Annotated in this window: 14 protein-coding genes; 4 read left to right on the forward strand and 10 right to left on the reverse strand. The window is 53.9% G+C overall.

What is annotated here, in order from left to right; translation table 11 throughout:
• Positions 1 to 144: 144 nt before the first annotated feature.
• The 4 genes from AUQ42_RS10265 to motA form a co-directional block, all read right to left on the reverse strand.
• A complete protein-coding gene (locus AUQ42_RS10265; RefSeq protein ID WP_068518994.1) occupies positions 145 to 1,236 on the reverse strand; it encodes a TRAP transporter substrate-binding protein in 1,092 nt (363 codons plus the stop codon).
• Positions 1,237 to 1,404: 168 nt separating this feature from the next.
• Complete coding sequence (locus tag AUQ42_RS10270) at positions 1,405 to 2,148, reverse strand: arginyltransferase (RefSeq protein WP_068518995.1); 744 nt, start codon at positions 2,146 to 2,148, stop codon at positions 1,405 to 1,407.
• A gap of 119 nt (positions 2,149 to 2,267) precedes the next feature.
• Positions 2,268 to 3,224, reverse strand: a complete 957-nt coding sequence (locus AUQ42_RS10275) for a flagellar motor protein MotB (protein WP_068518996.1) — start codon at positions 3,222 to 3,224, stop codon at positions 2,268 to 2,270.
• Positions 3,225 to 3,264: 40 nt separating this feature from the next.
• Complete coding sequence (motA, locus tag AUQ42_RS10280; protein ID WP_068518997.1) at positions 3,265 to 4,119, reverse strand: flagellar motor stator protein MotA; 855 nt, start codon at positions 4,117 to 4,119, stop codon at positions 3,265 to 3,267.
• Positions 4,120 to 4,375: 256 nt separating this feature from the next.
• Here motA and AUQ42_RS10285 point away from each other — a divergent pair, with 256 nt between their 5' ends.
• The gene (locus tag AUQ42_RS10285) at positions 4,376 to 4,858 is read left to right on the forward strand and encodes a flavin reductase family protein (RefSeq protein WP_068518998.1); all 483 of its coding nucleotides are present in this window, start codon (positions 4,376 to 4,378) and stop codon (positions 4,856 to 4,858) included.
• A gap of 98 nt (positions 4,859 to 4,956) precedes the next feature.
• Here the strand turns inward: AUQ42_RS10285 and AUQ42_RS10290 are convergent, their stop codons facing one another.
• Both AUQ42_RS10290 and AUQ42_RS10295 read right to left on the reverse strand, forming a co-directional pair.
• Complete coding sequence (locus AUQ42_RS10290; RefSeq protein WP_156480871.1) at positions 4,957 to 6,177, reverse strand: threonine ammonia-lyase; 1,221 nt, start codon at positions 6,175 to 6,177, stop codon at positions 4,957 to 4,959.
• Between the two features lie 351 nt (positions 6,178 to 6,528).
• The gene (locus tag AUQ42_RS10295; protein ID WP_068519000.1) at positions 6,529 to 8,016 is read right to left on the reverse strand and encodes an aldehyde dehydrogenase family protein; all 1,488 of its coding nucleotides are present in this window, start codon (positions 8,014 to 8,016) and stop codon (positions 6,529 to 6,531) included.
• A 231-nt stretch (positions 8,017 to 8,247) separates the two neighbouring features.
• Here AUQ42_RS10295 and AUQ42_RS10300 point away from each other — a divergent pair, with 231 nt between their 5' ends.
• Positions 8,248 to 9,414, forward strand: coding sequence for a type III PLP-dependent enzyme (locus AUQ42_RS10300; RefSeq protein WP_068519001.1), 1,167 nt, complete (start codon positions 8,248 to 8,250; stop codon positions 9,412 to 9,414).
• A 213-nt stretch (positions 9,415 to 9,627) separates the two neighbouring features.
• Positions 9,628 to 11,145, forward strand: coding sequence for a malonyl-CoA synthase (locus AUQ42_RS10305; RefSeq protein WP_068519203.1), 1,518 nt, complete (start codon positions 9,628 to 9,630; stop codon positions 11,143 to 11,145).
• Between the two features lie 135 nt (positions 11,146 to 11,280).
• Here AUQ42_RS10305 and AUQ42_RS15655 read toward each other — a convergent pair whose 3' ends face one another.
• The gene (locus AUQ42_RS15655; RefSeq protein WP_082817820.1) at positions 11,281 to 11,439 is read right to left on the reverse strand and encodes a DUF1127 domain-containing protein; all 159 of its coding nucleotides are present in this window, start codon (positions 11,437 to 11,439) and stop codon (positions 11,281 to 11,283) included.
• 481 nt (positions 11,440 to 11,920) lie between these two features.
• Between AUQ42_RS15655 and AUQ42_RS10315 the strand changes: the two genes are divergently transcribed.
• Entirely contained in the window at positions 11,921 to 12,889 is a 969-nt protein-coding gene (locus AUQ42_RS10315) for an HAD-IIA family hydrolase (RefSeq protein WP_068519003.1), read from the forward strand.
• An 87-nt stretch (positions 12,890 to 12,976) separates the two neighbouring features.
• Here AUQ42_RS10315 and hemB read toward each other — a convergent pair whose 3' ends face one another.
• The 3 genes from hemB to AUQ42_RS10330 form a co-directional block, all read right to left on the reverse strand.
• The gene (gene hemB / locus AUQ42_RS10320) at positions 12,977 to 13,984 is read right to left on the reverse strand and encodes a porphobilinogen synthase (protein ID WP_068519004.1); all 1,008 of its coding nucleotides are present in this window, start codon (positions 13,982 to 13,984) and stop codon (positions 12,977 to 12,979) included.
• A gap of 90 nt (positions 13,985 to 14,074) precedes the next feature.
• Complete coding sequence (locus tag AUQ42_RS10325; RefSeq protein ID WP_068519005.1) at positions 14,075 to 15,289, reverse strand: MFS transporter; 1,215 nt, start codon at positions 15,287 to 15,289, stop codon at positions 14,075 to 14,077.
• A gap of 34 nt (positions 15,290 to 15,323) precedes the next feature.
• Positions 15,324 to 16,085 (reverse strand): DeoR/GlpR family DNA-binding transcription regulator, encoded by a 762-nt coding sequence (locus tag AUQ42_RS10330; protein WP_068519006.1) that lies wholly within the window; start codon positions 16,083 to 16,085, stop codon positions 15,324 to 15,326.
• Positions 16,086 to 16,154: the final 69 nt, after the last annotated feature.

The following is a 16,154-nucleotide window of genomic DNA, read 5'->3' on the forward strand; positions in this document are numbered from 1 at the left end:
CCGAACGGGTGCCTTTTTTATTGCGCGATCCGTGGATCGAGGAGGGGGCATGTCTGGGAATTCCAGCCGTTTTCTCATGTGCAACGGGCAAAGAAAAAGGGCCGGCAAATTGCCGGCCCTTGATCGTTTCCAGAAATGGAATACTTAGTATTTGAACGGCAGGACACGTGCCTGGGCAAATGCCGATTCCGAGAATTTCGACCATGCGATCGACTGGGTACGGAAGGCGATCAGGCTTTCGAAGACTTCCTGAGACAGCGGGTTCGAAGAAACCAGGTCACGCAGAACCTCACCCGAAAGTTTGCCAAGGCCGGTCAGAATGTCGTCAGAGAACGGACGAACATCGACATTATGCTTGTTGCGCAGAGTGTCGAGTGCCTGAACGTTACGGGCGGTGAATTCCGACAGAACCATCTGGTTAACAGCGCGGTTTGCCTGCTCGACAATGGCCTTCAGATCATCCGGAAGCGCATTCCATGCATCCAGGTTGATGAAGTTGTCAAGAACGGTCGCCGGCTCGTGCCAGCCCGGGTAGTAGTAATATTTCGCCGATTTATAAAGACCGAATGCCAGGTCGTTATACGGGCCAACCCACTCGGTCGCGTCAATCGCACCGGACTGAAGTGCCGGCGGGATTTCGCCGCCCGGAAGGTTCACAACGTTTGCGCCAGCCGCTTTGACAACTTCGCCACCAAGGCCCGGAATACGCATTTTCAGACCCTGATAGTCTGCAATGGTGTTCATTTCCTTGTTGAACCAGCCACCCATCTGCGTGCCGGTGTTCCCCGACGGGAAGAACTTACAGTTCAGTTCGGCATAGACCTTGTCAGCAAGTTCCTGACCGCCACCCCACTGGAACCACGCATTCTGTTCCTGAGCGTTCAGACCGAACGGCATTGCTGCGATATACTGGGTCGCGTCAACTTTGCCTTTCCAGTAGTAAGGCGCACCGTGGCCCATTTCGACGGTGCCGTTGCCAACAGCGTCAATGGCTTCGAATGCCGGGACGATTTCGCCCGCACCGAAAACGGTAACTTTCAGGCGACCATCAGATGCCTTGGTGATGTATTCAGCAAGAAGGTTCGCACCGGTACCAAGACCCGGGAAGTTTTTCGGCCAGGTGGTGACCATACGCCATTCACGGACGTCCTGTGCAAGTGCCGGTTTGGCAAAAGTGGATGCGGCAGCAGTCGCACCTGCTACGGCAGCGCCAGAAAGAAATTGGCGACGTTTCATTAGTTACAGCCTCCCAAAGATGCAAGCTCATGATTTATATGTATCAAAGCCGGTTAACCGGCTTTGTAAGGAGCTTATATGCGTCTTTGGATGCAGGCAACCGGGGATCGAGCTGATTTCTAGGACTTTAGTCTAATGTAGAATGATACGAAAGAAGGGTATCCCATCCTATGCACAGGTATCGGGTCCGGTGTCGCTCATCGACACCCATTGCCCGTCCCGGAACCCTTCAAGCGGCTGAAAGCGCATCTTGTAGGACATCTTGCGACAGTCGCCGATCCAGTAACCCAGATAGATATGTGGCAAATCAAGAAGTTGTGCTTCTTCGATCAGGTCAAGGATGATGTAGGTCCCAAGGCCGCGCTTGCGTTCTGCCGGGTCAAAAAAGCTGTAAACCGCAGATAATCCGTCGGCAAGATTGTCCACCAGTGCAACGGCAATCAAACTGTTGTCGGCACTACGATATTCATAGATCGATGTATCAATCGTGCTGTCTTCGATCATGGCGCGATAGTCGCGCGCATCCATCCGGGCCATATCGCCATTGCCATGGCGGGCATCCTGATAGGTGCTGAACAGCTGGTATTGTTCCTGTGTGGCTGTCGGCGGCAGGATGGAACGCGTAAGGTCACTATTCTTGTTCTGGATGCGGCGGAATGACCGACTATATTCAAAATCCGGGCATCTTACCCGCACGGGAACACAGGCATTGCAATCGCTGCACGCCGGAAGATAGGCGATGGAATGGCTGCGGCGGAAACCGGCGCGCGACAACAGATCGTGAATATTGTTGGCCTCTGGGCCTCGCAATTCGGTCACCAGCTTACGTTCAAATCGTCCGGGCAAATAGGGACACGGCATCGGGGCCGTCATGAAGTAATGCTGCGTAAGGCGGCGCTGGTTGACTGTCATCTGGTATTCTCAATCCCGATCACACGCGATCATCTATATTATGAGATTAAGTGCTGTTTGTGACAGTTTAAAGGTCATGCAGCCAAAAGGGCATTCAAATCTGTGACATCGCCATATGTTTATGGTTGTGACGGCACGCCGAAGGTCGGACGACGCGGGGCAGCACCATTGGCCGGTGTCTCGGATTGCTGGGCCGGGGATGCACCGTTGGCAGGGGTGCCATTGCCATTCTGTCCATCTGATCCCAGTTCGGCGCGTTCACCGGTACCACGCAAAAGCGTGATGCTGATGCGACGGTTTCTTTCATTTTTGGGATCATCAGGTACCAGCGGATCGGTATCCGAAAGACCGGCGACCTTGGCAAAGCGGGCGGTTTCCAGACCCAGGTCTTGAAGGGCGCGACGCGTGGCCAGTGCACGGTCTGTCGACAGTTCCCAGTTTGAATAACCGTCAAGGCGGTTGAACGGTACCGCGTCGGTATGGCCTTCGATCGAGATGTCCTGGGGCATTTTTTCAATGACCTCGGTAACTTTTTCGAGAAGAAGCCGCGTATGTTCAGCCATATCGGCACTGCCGCTCGGGAACATGGCAGTCCCGTCTTCATCAAGGATCTGGATCCGAAGACCTTCGTCGGTTTCCTCGATCCGGATGTTCTTTTCAAGACCCTGAAGTTCCGGGCTTTCATCGATGGCCTTAAGGAGTTCTTCCTTGGCCTCGTTGAATTCCTGTTCTTCCATCTGGGCAACACGGATGGCTTCGCGTTCGTCGGGGGACTGCTGAGGCGGGATGTCCATGCTGACAGTTGGCATGCCGAATTCGGAGCGCAATGCGCCTTCTTCTGCAAGGCTGGTCCCGCCGAGCAAGCCGCCCGAACCAGAATCATTCTGTGATATGGTTTCAGGTGTGAAATACATCGACACACCCTGAAGCTGTTCTTCGGTCGCGCTTGAAAGCAGCCACAGCAACAGGAAGAATGCCATCATTGCCGTCACAAAGTCGGCATAGGCAACTTTCCAGGCACCGCCATGGTGCCCGTGCCCACCTTTTTTGATCTTTTTTATAACGATATCGGGCATGTGCTGCGTTGTCCTCTAAACCAAAGCTCCCGGCTCAAGATCAAGCTGTGGGCGCATCTTGCAGCGCTTCGTCAAGTTCCTTGAAGCTGGGCCGAAGGTTATGGGGAAGGGTCTTGCGCGCGAATTCCACCGAAACCTGTGGGGCGTAACCCTGCATGTGACCGATCAGTGCGGCTTTGATACAGCCATAATATTTGCCATCGGAATCAACCGTGTTCTTGATGATCGATGCGGTCGGGCCAACAAAGCCGTATGCGCCAAGAATACCAAGGAACGTACCGACAAGGGCCGCTGCGATCAGGCCGCCGAGAATTTCAGGCGGTTCGGTCACCGAGCTCATGGTCACAATCACGCCAAGAACCGCGGCAACAATACCAAGTGCCGGAAGGCCATCGCCCGCGGTCTGAACGGCCGATGCAACGGCGTGTTCTTCTTCGTGGTGGGTGTCGAGTTCCTGATCCATCACCGCTTCGAGTTCATAGGCGTTGGTGGTTCCCAAAGTCAGCAGGCGCAGATAATCACACATGAATTCCATCGCGTGATGATCTTTCATCAGATTCGGGAAGTTGGAAAACAGGCTGGAACTTTCCGGGTTCTCGACATGGCTTTCAAGCGCCAGATCACCCTTGGATTTGGCCAGACGGAAAATGGCATAAAGGCATATCAGGAGTTCCAGATATGCGGCCTTTTTCTTGGGGCCCTTCATGGCGCGCAGGGTATAGGTGAATGATTTTTTGACGATGCCAAGCGGGTTGGCGGTCAAATATGCACCGAATGCTGCGCCGAAGATGATCAAGACTTCAAGCGGTTGTACGAGAATGCCAAAGTCGCCATGCGGCAGATAGCCACCCAGGACAGAGCCGATTACGACGATATAGCCAATGATCAAGAACATTCTTTTTTCTTCTCCGCTAGCCCAAGCCAGATACCTGAACGATCAACCCCGAGTTCATTGAAACATCTGTCATCTGCGGCACTGCAAAACATGTTTCTGATATCTGTATGCTCTTATTAAGTTTTAATCTTATTAACATCGCGTTTAAATTAGCTGCGAGTTAGGTTTGACAGCGGGATGATTAGACGCCATTTTCCCCAAGCTCCATTCAGCGTGCGTCAACCATCCATATTTGTATACGAGAGCTGCCTTCAATATGTCTTTCTCTGCGCGCGATTTTCGCGATTGCCTTGGTCAATTCACAACCGGTGTTGCTGTGGTAACCACCCGCGCTGCAGACGGTGCAAAAGCCGGCATTACCATCAACAGCTTTGCTTCGGTCTCACTCGATCCGGCACTGGTTCTGTTTTCGGTTGATCACCGTGCGGCAACGCATGCACTGTTTACCGGGGACGCAAAGAGGTTTTGCATCAATATCCTGAGCCAAAGCCAACAGCAGGTCTCCGAACTGTTTTCCGCACCGGGGCAGGATGGCTGGGATCGCGTGGCCTATGAAGATGACAGTCTCGGCATGCCGCGCCTGACAGGAAGTGTTGCGGCACTGACCTGCGAACGTCATGCCCTTCATGAAGGCGGGGATCACAGCATCATCGTCGGCCATGTCCGCGAACTGGTAATGGGCGAAACCGGGGCACCGTTACTTTATTATGGCGGTCGGTATCGTAGCCTGGGTGACTGATCTGCTGGCGATCATGTGATCGGGTTTATACAGAAAAAGGGCCGCGGTGACATACCGGCGGCCCTTTGTCGTTTGGCTGTTGATCAGGCAAAGCCTGATCAGTCGAGTGATGTGTTGCCAAGCAGGCGCCCGCCAAATCCCGCCTTGATCAGGCGTTCGATAACCTGTTGGGCATGGATGGTATCGCGGACTTCCAAAACCATATCGACGTCGGTCTGTTTTGCTGGCACGTCATAGAAATGACGCTGGTGATAGACTTCGATGATATTGGCTTCTTCTTCGCCGATCAGCGAACTTATGGTTGCCAGCGCACCCGGCACATCGGGAATTTCAATACGAACGCGGACAAGACGTCCCTGACGGGCCATGCCGCGCATCAGCACCTGGGCAAGAAGGCGGGTATCAATATTGCCGCCGCTGACAATCAGGCAAACTTTCTTGCCCTTGAATTTTTCTGGATGGTCAAGCAGGGCTGCAAGCGGCGCCGCACCGGCACCTTCGACCACGCTTTTTTCGATCTCGATCAGCATCTGGATGGACCGTTCGATACTGCTTTCATCAACCAGTACGACGTCGTCGAGCTTTTCCTTACAGATTTCAAGCGTCAGGCCACCGGGCTGTTTGACCGCAATGCCTTCGGCAATGGTGACACCGCCGCCGGTATATTCTTCGCCGCGAATGCCCTCATACATGCTGGGATAAAGCTTGGTCTCGACACCGATAATCTCGATATCCGGGCGGCGTGATTTGACAGCCGTTGCCACCCCCGATGCCAGGCCACCACCGCCAATCGGCACGACGATGGTGTCGATATCGACATTTTCGTTCAGGATTTCGAGCCCGACCGTACCTTGGCCGGCAATGATATGGGCATCGTCAAACGGGTGGACAAAGGTCAGGCCGCGCTCTTTTTGAATGCGTCCGGCGGCCTCAAGGCTTTCGGCGAACACATTCCCGGTCAGGACAACTTCCGCCCCGTGGGATCGCGTATGATGGACCTTTGTAAAGGGCGTATTTTTGGGCATGACGATGGTAGCCGGAATGCCAAGCCGTTTGGCGTTATATGCAACACCCTGGGCATGGTTTCCGGCCGAAACGGCAATAACGCCGTTTTCGCGTTCTTCGGGCGTCAGGCTGGCAAGTTTGACATAGGCGCCACGTTCCTTGAACGAGGCGGTATATTGCTGGTTTTCAAGTTTAAGATAAACTTCTGCCTGGCAAATGCTTGAAAGTGTAAGTGATTTTACCAGTGGTGTTTTGGCGACAATGCCATCAAGCAAGCCGGATGCGCGTACAATATCGTGATAGGAAACAGTCATAATTTCCATGCTCCTGCGGCCACCATCGGTGTGATGTGGTGGCAATAATATCATGTGGTGGGTGAATAACGGTAGTTAACCGGACCTGTCATCCGCAGATGACAGGGATCACATTCGCAGGTCGGAAATCCCCATAATCATGGCCATCGCACCGGCACGAAGCGTCGGACGGGAATGCGATGAAAGGATGTCAGTATATGCAGACATAGCCATGTTCTTTCTGGGTTGAAGATGTGTTTTCAAGCGGCAGCTTTGCGGATAAGTCGCCCAAGGTCAAGTGCCGCAATAGAAAAACCGGGTTGCGTGTACCGCAACCCGGCCAAGTGGAACGCCTGGTTTGGGGATCGGGCGTTATTCCATATTCAGAATGACGGTTTTCTTGTAGGTGAAATGTTCAAGCATACTTTCAAGCGATGCTTCCTTGCCAAGTCCCGACAACTTGATGCCGCCATAGGACAGGTTCGGCTGAACAACAAGGTTCTGGTTGACCTGAACAAAGCCCGCTTCAAGGCGTTTGGTGGCGACAAGGGCGGTTTTCAGATCCGTGGTCCAGACCGTCGCCGCAAGGCCAAAGTCGCTGTCATTTGCCAGTTCAAGGGCTTCTTCAAAGGTCTTGAATTTGAAGACACAGGCAACCGGGCCAAAGATTTCTTCGCGGGCGATCCGGGCATTCGGGTCAACATTGGTGAAAATTACCGGACGGACAAAAAGGCCGTCGGAAAGTTCGGCGTCAGCGGGAAGGGCGCTGAGCTCATGCTTGGTTGCACCTTCTTTTTCCCCGATATCGATATAGCCGCATACCTTGTCGAACTGCTTGCGGTTAATGATCGTGCCGATATCGGTTTCCTCGTCAAGCGGGTTACCCATTTTCAGGGTATTAACCTTGTCAATCAGTCGCTTGACGAACTCATCATGAAGTTTTTCATGAACCAGCATGCGTGACGATGCGGTGCAGCTCTGACCCTGACGGGTGAAGCGCATGCCGCCGATTGCACCGGCAACCGCCTTGTCGAGGTCGGCGTCATCCATCACGATCATCGGCGACTTGCCACCAAGCTCAAGGGTGACCGGGATCAGCTTTTCGGCAGCGGCCTTATACACCGTGCGACCAGTTTCAACCGATCCGGTAAAGGAAACCTTTTTGACATCCTTGTGTTCCACAAGCGGACCACCGCAAGACGGCCCAAAGCCCGACAGGATGTTCAAGACGCCAGCCGGAAGAATTTCCTGCATGATCTGGCAGACGCGCAGCACGGTAAGCGGCGTGTCTTCGGCGGATTTCACGACAACCGTGTTGCCGGCAACCAGGGCCGGGGCAACCTTGATCGCCATCAGAAGCAGCGGGACGTTCCAGGGAATGATGGCGCCGACCACACCAACAGCTTCGCGGGTGGTCAGGGTCATCATGTTGGGGTTGAAGGGAACGGTTTCACCTTTGAGTTCCGAGGCAAGCCCGCCAAAGAAGACGAACATGTCGGCCAGAACCGATGCTTCGACACGGCTTTCAGTGCGCAGCGCCTTGCCCGATTCCAGGGCGACCAGTCGACCGAGTTCCTCAGTATGGGCCATCAGGACGCGACCGCATTCGGCAACCAGCTTGCCACGTTCACGGGCAGGGCGTTCTGCCCAGTCTTTCTGCGCTTTCTTGGCAATATCAACTGCAATTGCCACATCGTCAGCATCGCCGTCGGCTGCCTGACCGATAACCTTGCCGGTGGCCGGGTTGATGACGTCAAAGGTCTTGCTGTTTTTGGGGGCAACAAGTTTGCCATCAATCAGGTGGTGGCCGGAGAGTTCCGTCGCCAAAGACATCGGATCAAGGTTCGGTTCGAAAGGCATTTCAGGCTCCCTGTGGGTTGTGTGTGGTTGCGCTTTTTTGCGTGGGGCACACAATATTGGTTATTCGGTATTGGTTTACCAAATTATCGACAGGATGCCGCAATATCAAGATCAATTCGTGTTTACAGGCATGACAGTTTCGCAAAGGGCTGATAACCTTGTCGTGCAAAAAGGCCAGCCCGGCGGCGGTACGTGTCTGGGCGCCAGCATTTCGCAAACGATGGAGTATTTATGCCACGTCATTTCGATACGACGTTCGATGTTGTTAAGGAACTCAAGCCTTCCTATCCGGTTTATTGTCTCAGACCCAATATTCTTCGAGAAACAGCGCAGCGCTTTGTCGAAATGTTCCCGGGCGACGTCCTTTATGCCGTGAAATGTAATCCGCATCCCGAAGTGATGCGCTATCTCCATGAAGGGGGTGTTCGGCATTTCGACACGGCATCGCCAGAAGAAATTTCACTGGTGCGTCGCCAGTTTCCGGGCATGAAGGCCTATTTCATGCATCCGGTCAAAAGCCGTGATGCCATCCGAAATGCACATCGTGTGTATGGCATTGATCACTATGTCATCGACACGATCGAAGAACTCGAGAAAATCCGCGAAGAAACCGAAGGCGACAAGAACCTTGTCATTCATGTGCGCCTGGCAACGCCCCCGGCCGGGGCGACCTATAACCTGTCGGCAAAGTTTGGCGCGCGTCCGATGGTCGCAGCAGAGCTTCTTAAAAAGGTTGATGAATACGGATATGAAGCCGGTCTTTGTTTCCATGTCGGGTCGCAATGCACCACGCCGAACGGCTATCGGATCGCGGTTGAGCTGATCCGCCAGGTTGTCGATTTCTCCGGTGTTCAGGTCAAGCATATTGACGTCGGTGGCGGTTTCCCCGGTCAGTATATGAACCAGCGCGGTGCCAGCCTTGAAGAATTCATGGACGAGATCAAGGATTGCATTCGCTGGCTTGATATGCCTGAAACGACCTTTATGTGCGAACCGGGTCGGGCACTTGTTTCAAGTGGCATTTCCCTGATTACCCAGGTTCACCTGCGCAAGGAAGATACCCTGTTTATCAATGACGGTGTGTATGGAAGCCTGTCGGAAACCGTGACAGGGCAGCTTCGCTATCCGGTGCGACCAATGCGGATCAATGGTGAATTCATCGAAGATGAAACGCTTGATTTCACCATTTATGGCCCGACCTGCGATAATATGGATGTGTTGCCAGCGGCTGTTTCCCTGCCGGCGGACATCCGCGAAGGGGACTGGATCGAATTTGGCCATATCGGGGCCTATAGCAACGCACTTGCGACCCACTTCAACGGGTTCTTCCCGGAAATGCAGGTCACCGTTGGCGAAGCGTTCCCGTTCGTGGATGGCGAATTCCCCTATGTGGCCTGACCGCGCACCGAGTTGCGACGGTTAATTAATTGCCATGCGGGTAAGCAGGGTTCACTGCTTACCCGTTTTTCTTGGGGTGTCGCATTTGGAAAATATCATTATCGGTAAAAAGGTACTTGTTTACCAATAATGATTGATTGCACTATGTTGCCCGCATTCGGAACCGGCAGGGGACCTGTCGGCCAAAAGACCAATCTTCGGGGAAGCAATACAGTGACCAACAGCCTTTTCATGCGTATCCGTGACCGGTTTCCAAAAGACCTTTCGTCGGTTCTGATCGAAACACCGACCGGCAAGACATACAGCTATGCCGACGCGGATACGGCATCGGCGCGGATTGCCGGTTTGTTGACGTCACTTGGTGCGCGCAAAGGGGATCGGGTGGCTGTGCAGGTTGATAAATCCCCCGAGGCACTTTTCCTGTATCTGGGGTGCATCCGGGCTGGCTTGGTTTACTTGCCGCTGAACACCGCCTACCAGGCCGGGGAACTTTCATATTTCATGGGCAATGCATCACCGGTGGTGTTTGTTTGTCTGCCCCATCGATTGGAAGAAGTCACCGCAATCGCCAAGGAGCAGGGGGTAACCCATGTCCTGACACTTGGCGCCACAGGTGATGGCAGTCTTATGGATGGTGCCGCCGGACAATCCGGGCAGTTCGCGCCTGTGGCCTGTGCCGATGATGATCTGGCCGCGATCCTTTATACGTCGGGCACCACAGGAAAACCCAAAGGCGCAATGATGACCCAGATGAACCTGTGGTCCAATGCGGCAACGCTTGAAAAGCTTTGGGGCTTTACCGGGGATGACACCCTTTTGCATGCCTTGCCGATTTTCCACACCCACGGGCTTTTCATCGCCTGTCACTGTGTGATGTTGTCGGGCTCAAAGATGTTCTTCCTGCCGAAATTTGACCGTGACGAGGTCATGGCGCTTTTGCCGCGCAGTACGGTAATGATGGGTGTTCCAACATTCTATGTACGATTGCTGGCAGAAGATGACTTTGATGCGGATGTTACCGCTAACATGCGTTTGTTTATTTCGGGATCGGCCCCGTTGTTGCCAGAAACCTTCACTGCGTTCAAGCAGCGCACAGGCAAGGCTTTGCTGGAACGTTATGGCATGACGGAAATGGGGATGGCGACGTCGAACCCGCTGGACGGGGAGCGTATTGTTCATACTGTTGGCCCGGCACTTCCCGATGTTGAAATCCGCGTCTGTGATGGGGACGGTAACGTTCTGGGAACCGACGAGATCGGCGTTCTTGAAGCGCGCGGGCCGAATGTTTTTGCCGGTTACTGGCAGATGCCGGAAAAAACAGCAGAAGAATTTCGCCAGGACGGATTTTTCATTACCGGCGATATCGCTAAGATCGATGCCAAGGGCTATGTCCATATTGTCGGACGGGCCAAGGATCTTGTGATTTCTGGCGGCTTTAACGTGTATCCGAAAGAAATCGAAACCCTGATCGATAAAATGGAAGGGGTTGTTGAAAGTGCCGTGATCGGTGTTCAGCATCCCGACTTTGGCGAGGCGGTTGTCGCCATAATCGTTCCGACCCGCAAGGACGCCCTGTCAGAAGATGGGGTAATCGGCGCCATCAAATCGCAGCTTGCGAACTTCAAGGTGCCCAAGCGGGTGTTCTTTGTCGAAGAGCTGCCACGCAATGCGATGGGCAAAGTCCAGAAGAATGTCCTGCGCGATGACTATAAGGGCCTGTTTGCCAACTAGGCCGTTGCACAGCCAAGATGTTGAGGTCGCATGAGTGCGGACGTGGCTGGATACTGACAATCCTGAAATGCGGACAAAGAAAAACCCCGGCAGATGATCTGCCGGGGTTTTTCTCAAGGACGCTACGGTCGTGGCTTAGCGACCGAAAGCAACACGGTGTGCTACATCGTCGATCATGTCGCGGTTCAGACCGATGTCAGCCAGTTCGCGCGTATCAAGTTTACGCAGCGCAACCTGGGTCTGGTACTGAACGCGAAGAGCGCGAAGGAAAGCGAAGATTTTAGTTACGATCATTTCATCACCTATTTCAAACCGGCCGTTTAACACGGCGTCTATTCAGATAACCGGCATGTTCTCACCGAAGGTATTCCGTGAAGGAATAGTTAACTGGTTTGACGTGTCGGTTTGTTTACAATGTATCGAATGATCATCTGCTTGATGGCGCATTTACCAGTCGATACGTCCTATTCATTTGGTGAAGGCAATCTACGTCTGATTGTTGTGTTAATCCAATGCGTTTTTTGCATGGCAGCGGCTTGGAAAGCGCAGAAAGTCACCAAATTGCAATGAATTGGCGATAATACGGTTACATGAGGCTTCTTTTGCAACTTTAATTGCTATGCTAATGGTGCATGGCTAATGAAATTGCGTGACGCGTATCGGTTGATTTTGGCAGTTGCGCGCATTTAACAGGAATTGGGATGTATTTGGGGTCGCAATCGCCCGGAAAAGACCGTAACTTGCGCGACCAAATGCACGAACAGGAGAACTGACCATGAGCATCAATCGGCCGCGTTTGAATTTTACGCAGGCAATCGACGCATATTTGCAATATGCGCCGCGATTGCCGCAAGTGCAGGCTGATGCTGTTCCGGCGAAAACCGACTATGTCGAAAATCTTCTGGCGATTGCCGATCAGTTTGATCTGATTGTGTTTGACGCGTTTGGCGTTCTCAATAGCGGCCCGACGGCCATTCCCGGTGCTGTGAAAACCATCGCCACGCTTCAGGAAGCGGGCAAGAAGATTGCCGTTGTCACCAACGATGCGTCCAGTTCGGCAGAGGCCATCCTTGCCCGCCATCGCAAACGCGGGTTTGATTTTGACAACAGCAACCTGATCAGCAGTCAGCAATTCATTGCACCACTGATGCATGAACATGCCGATATTACCCATTGGGGCGCAATGGCCCCGGCGGACTGGCCGTTTCATGTCTTGCCTGACACTGTCGAGCCGCTTGGCGCGGACCGCGCACTCTATGACCGTGTCGATGGTTTTCTGTTGATTGATTCGGAAAACTGGTCAGATCAGCAGCAGGAAATGCTGGAACAAAGCCTTGCGGCCAATCCGCGGCCGATTTTGGTCGGTAATCCGGATATCTGTGCGCCAATGGGGGACTTCCTGTCCGTGGAATCGGGCTATTTCGCCCATCTGGCAGCGGATGCATGCGGGGTGATGCCCCAATGTGTTGGTAAACCGTATCATCACGTGTTTGAAGAAGTTCTGCGTCGCCACCCGGATGTCAGCCGTGATCGCGTCCTGATGGTTGGTGATACGGTGCATACGGATGTCCTGGGCGGTCTTGCATCGGGGATCAAGACGCTTCTGGTGCATCAGGGGGGATTCCTTGATGGTCAGGATATCGAAAGTGTCTTTGCCAAATCCGGTCTGCGGCCGCATTTCTGCGCGCGTGCAATCGGCCATGGTATCGCCGACCCGGTCAGCGAAGCTGCCTGTTGCGCCTGATCATCTGACTTTATGATCCCGGTAAATGCAAAAGGGCCTCGTTTGAGGCCCTTTTTTGTGTTCTGGATCGGGATTGCGTGCTGTGGTTTATCCTTCAAGCGCCTCGGCGACTTCAATGGCGCTATAGGTCAGAACCCCGGATGCGCCCGCACGTTTGAAGCATGAAAGCGTTTCAATCGCGCAGCCGATATAATCCAGCCAGCCATTCTGGCCCGCAGCCCGCAACATCGCATATTCCCCCGATACCTGATAGGCAAAGACCGGCACGCCAAATTCCTGACGCACGCGATACAGAACATCGAGATAGGGAAGACCCGGTTTGACGATGACCGAGTCTGCACCTTCTTCGAGGTCATAGGCAACTTCACGCATCGCTTCGTCGCTATTGGCAGGGTCAAGCTGATAGGTTTTCTTGTCTGCCTTGCCCAGCGCGCTTGCAGAACCGATGGCGTCACGGAACGGTCCATAGAAAGAGGACGCATATTTCGCGGAATAGGCCATGATCTGAACGTTCTTGAGACTTTCGCCTTCAAGTGTTTTGCGGATCGCACCGATGCGGCCATCCATCATGTCGGATGGCGCGACAACGTCACAACCTGCCTGGGCCTGGACAAGAGCCTGACGGACCAATGCTTCGGTGGTTTCGTCATTCAAAATCTGACCATCGACGACGATCCCGTCCTGACCGTCGGAATTAAACGGATCAAGGGCGACATCGGTGATGATGCCGATATTGGGGCAGGCATCCTTGATCGCCTTGGTCGCACGGCACACGACATTGTCGGGGTTATAAGCTTCGCGCGCGTCCTTGGTTTTAAGGTTCGCTTCGATATAGGGGAACAGTGCCAGGGCAGGGATACCGAGTTTTTCTGCATGTTTGGCGGTTTCGACCAATACATCGACAGACTGGCGTTCAACGCCGGGCATGGATGGGATCGGGGTTCGCTGGTTGGTGCCATCAATCACAAAGACCGGCAAAATCAGATCATGTGCGGTCAAGCGGCTTTCCGCGACCATGCGACGGGACCAATCGGACATGCGGTTACGACGCTGCCGGGTGCTGGGAAATGTGCCATAGGCGAATTTGTTGGCCATGATCTGTACTCTGTTCTGTGAGGCGGGGCGAACCTTGGATCCTGCCCGAGGAGTGGACAGGCCAATTTATGGGACAGATTTCATGCGCAATCAACCATTGCTGGCGAATTGCAGCCGTGCACGCATGGTCAGAAGGTAAACCGGGATAATCAGGGCAAGGAAGCTGGCGGTGATCGCAAATGCTGTGACCAGTCCGGCCACCTGGCCGATTGCGCCAATAATCGGCGGTCCTGCCATGATTGCCGAATAACCGGTGGCCGCGATGATCGACACCACCGCGCCGCCACCCTTGCCCGTGGCCTTTGATGCCGCCGACAGCAAAAGCGGAAGAATAACCGCAAGCCCGGTTCCGGCAATGCCGCACCCGATCCAGGCCACGATATAATGCGGTGACAGGGCGATGATAAAGGTGCCAAGGGATGCCAGAACCGAGCTTGTCAAAAGAACCGGTGCACGGCCGAATTTCATCACCAGTGCATCGCCCGACAACCGGGTTGCAGCCATTGCGCAGGAATAAATGGCAAAGCCGACAGCGGCCATGGTCGCACCCGATGACAGTTCGCTATTCATAAAGACTGTCGCCCAATCGGTAATGACGCCTTCGCCGAATTGCCCGATAAAGGCACAAACACCGAACGGAAGCAGCATCAGGAACATCGGGCGGTCCTTTTGCGCGCCGGATGTTCCCCCATTCCCGGTGGCAGCATTGTCTTCCGTTTCCTGATTGTCCTGCAAGACGGCGATTGCATCCCGGTCGGGCAAAAGTTTGGTTTGGGCAATGATATGGGCGATCAGAAAGACCGAAAGAATGACGGGCAGGTGGTAGCTGTTATCAAAGGGCAGGGCGAACCATGCCGCGGCAATCCCGGCACCGGCAAAGCCGCCAAGGCTCCAGCAGCCATGAAGGCCTGACATGATGCTGCGTCCTTTGACCCGTTCGACATTCAGGCCATTGGCATTCATTGCCACATCAAGAAACGCACCGGAAAATCCAAGGGCAAACATCGCAACAGAGATGCTGACATAGGATTGCATGAAAACCGGAATGCCAACCGCAATGAAATAGGCCAGCCCGGAATAGCGCACGACCAGTTCGCTTCCGATGCGATCAGAAAGGCGGCCGGCGATTGGCATCACGGCAAGCACCCCAATGGCAGCAGCCAGCAGAATACCACCCAGTTCGTCATGACCAAGGCCAAGCCGTTCCTGCACCAGGGGGATATGTGGTACCCAGCTTGAAAAGGCGGCGCCATGCAAAAAGAAGATGGTGCGTACCCGGTTATGGGGCTGGGAATATTTTTGCATCTTTGGTGGCTCCGGTCACTGGGCGTTTGGGCAGTCAGGCCTGAACAACGTTCATGCCGCGCTTGGCATAGTTTTTGAGATATCCGGCCGAAAGTTTGCGACCTGTTACAAGGTGGGATATCGCATCAATATCACACACCCGGAATGGCAGGCTGGTTTCAAGTTTGTCGGCGGTGGTGACAGCGATGATTTCGGCGGATTGGCTGATCATTGCGGCCTTTGATGCGCGTTCATCGGGGTGGCTGGTGGACAGTCCCGACTCAGGATGCAGCGCACAGGTCCCGAGCAATGCCAGATCTGCATTATATTTGCGGATTTCGTCAATTGTGGTCGGTCCACAAACAACCATGTCATTTTTCAGAAGCGTTCCGCCCAGCATGATGAGCCGGGCGTTCGGATGGGCGGCCAGCTCGACGGCAATCATCGGGTTGACGGTAATAACCGTCCCGCGAAAGGACGGTTTGAGGTGCCGTGCAACTTCGCAAATGGTGGTGCCGCTGTCGAAAAAGACCACGGCGTCATCCGGGATCAAATCGCGGGCTGTTTTCTGGGCAATGGCCGTGCGTTCAGGCTGAAGATCACGTGCGCGTTCTTCATAGGTTTCGCTTGGCTTGTTGGGAAGCACTGCGCCACCATGGATGCGGCGCAGCTGTCCTTCGTCTTCAAGCTGGCGCAAATCGCGGCGGATGGTATCAAGGGATGCATGAAACAGGGCAGCCAGGTCATGAATATGAACTGTTCCCATGTTTCGCAGCAGTTTCAGGATTTCATCCTGACGGGTGATGACGCTCGACATTTCGGTGCCTGTTTTGCATGTTGTGCATGTTTTGCCGATTTCATCTAGGCCTGTTTGCGAATTTGGTCA

The organism is Thalassospira sp. MCCC 1A02491 (assembly GCF_001613785.1).
Taxonomy (GTDB): Bacteria; Pseudomonadota; Alphaproteobacteria; order Rhodospirillales; family Thalassospiraceae; genus Thalassospira; species Thalassospira povalilytica.

Excerpts from the sequence above, each read along its gene's own strand:
- AUQ42_RS10330 (WP_068519006.1), bottom strand. The coding sequence starts at position 16,085 with ATGTCGAGCGTCATCACCCGTCAGGATGAAATCCTGAAACTGCTGCGA.
- AUQ42_RS10315 (WP_068519003.1), top strand. The coding sequence starts at position 11,921 with ATGAGCATCAATCGGCCGCGTTTGAATTTTACGCAGGCAATCGACGCA.
- AUQ42_RS10290 (WP_156480871.1), bottom strand. The coding sequence starts at position 6,177 with ATGACTGTTTCCTATCACGATATTGTACGCGCATCCGGCTTGCTTGAT.
- AUQ42_RS10265 (WP_068518994.1), bottom strand. The coding sequence starts at position 1,236 with ATGAAACGTCGCCAATTTCTTTCTGGCGCTGCCGTAGCAGGTGCGACT.
- AUQ42_RS10285 (WP_068518998.1), top strand. The coding sequence starts at position 4,376 with ATGTCTTTCTCTGCGCGCGATTTTCGCGATTGCCTTGGTCAATTCACA.
- AUQ42_RS10300 (WP_068519001.1), top strand. The coding sequence starts at position 8,248 with ATGCCACGTCATTTCGATACGACGTTCGATGTTGTTAAGGAACTCAAG.
- hemB (WP_068519004.1), bottom strand. The coding sequence starts at position 13,984 with ATGGCCAACAAATTCGCCTATGGCACATTTCCCAGCACCCGGCAGCGT.
- AUQ42_RS10325 (WP_068519005.1), bottom strand. The coding sequence starts at position 15,289 with ATGCAAAAATATTCCCAGCCCCATAACCGGGTACGCACCATCTTCTTT.
- AUQ42_RS10275 (WP_068518996.1), bottom strand. The coding sequence starts at position 3,224 with ATGCCCGATATCGTTATAAAAAAGATCAAAAAAGGTGGGCACGGGCAC.
- motA (WP_068518997.1), bottom strand. The coding sequence starts at position 4,119 with ATGTTCTTGATCATTGGCTATATCGTCGTAATCGGCTCTGTCCTGGGT.
- AUQ42_RS10295 (WP_068519000.1), bottom strand. The coding sequence starts at position 8,016 with ATGCCTTTCGAACCGAACCTTGATCCGATGTCTTTGGCGACGGAACTC.
- AUQ42_RS15655 (WP_082817820.1), bottom strand. The coding sequence starts at position 11,439 with ATGATCGTAACTAAAATCTTCGCTTTCCTTCGCGCTCTTCGCGTTCAG.
- AUQ42_RS10270 (WP_068518995.1), bottom strand. The coding sequence starts at position 2,148 with ATGACAGTCAACCAGCGCCGCCTTACGCAGCATTACTTCATGACGGCC.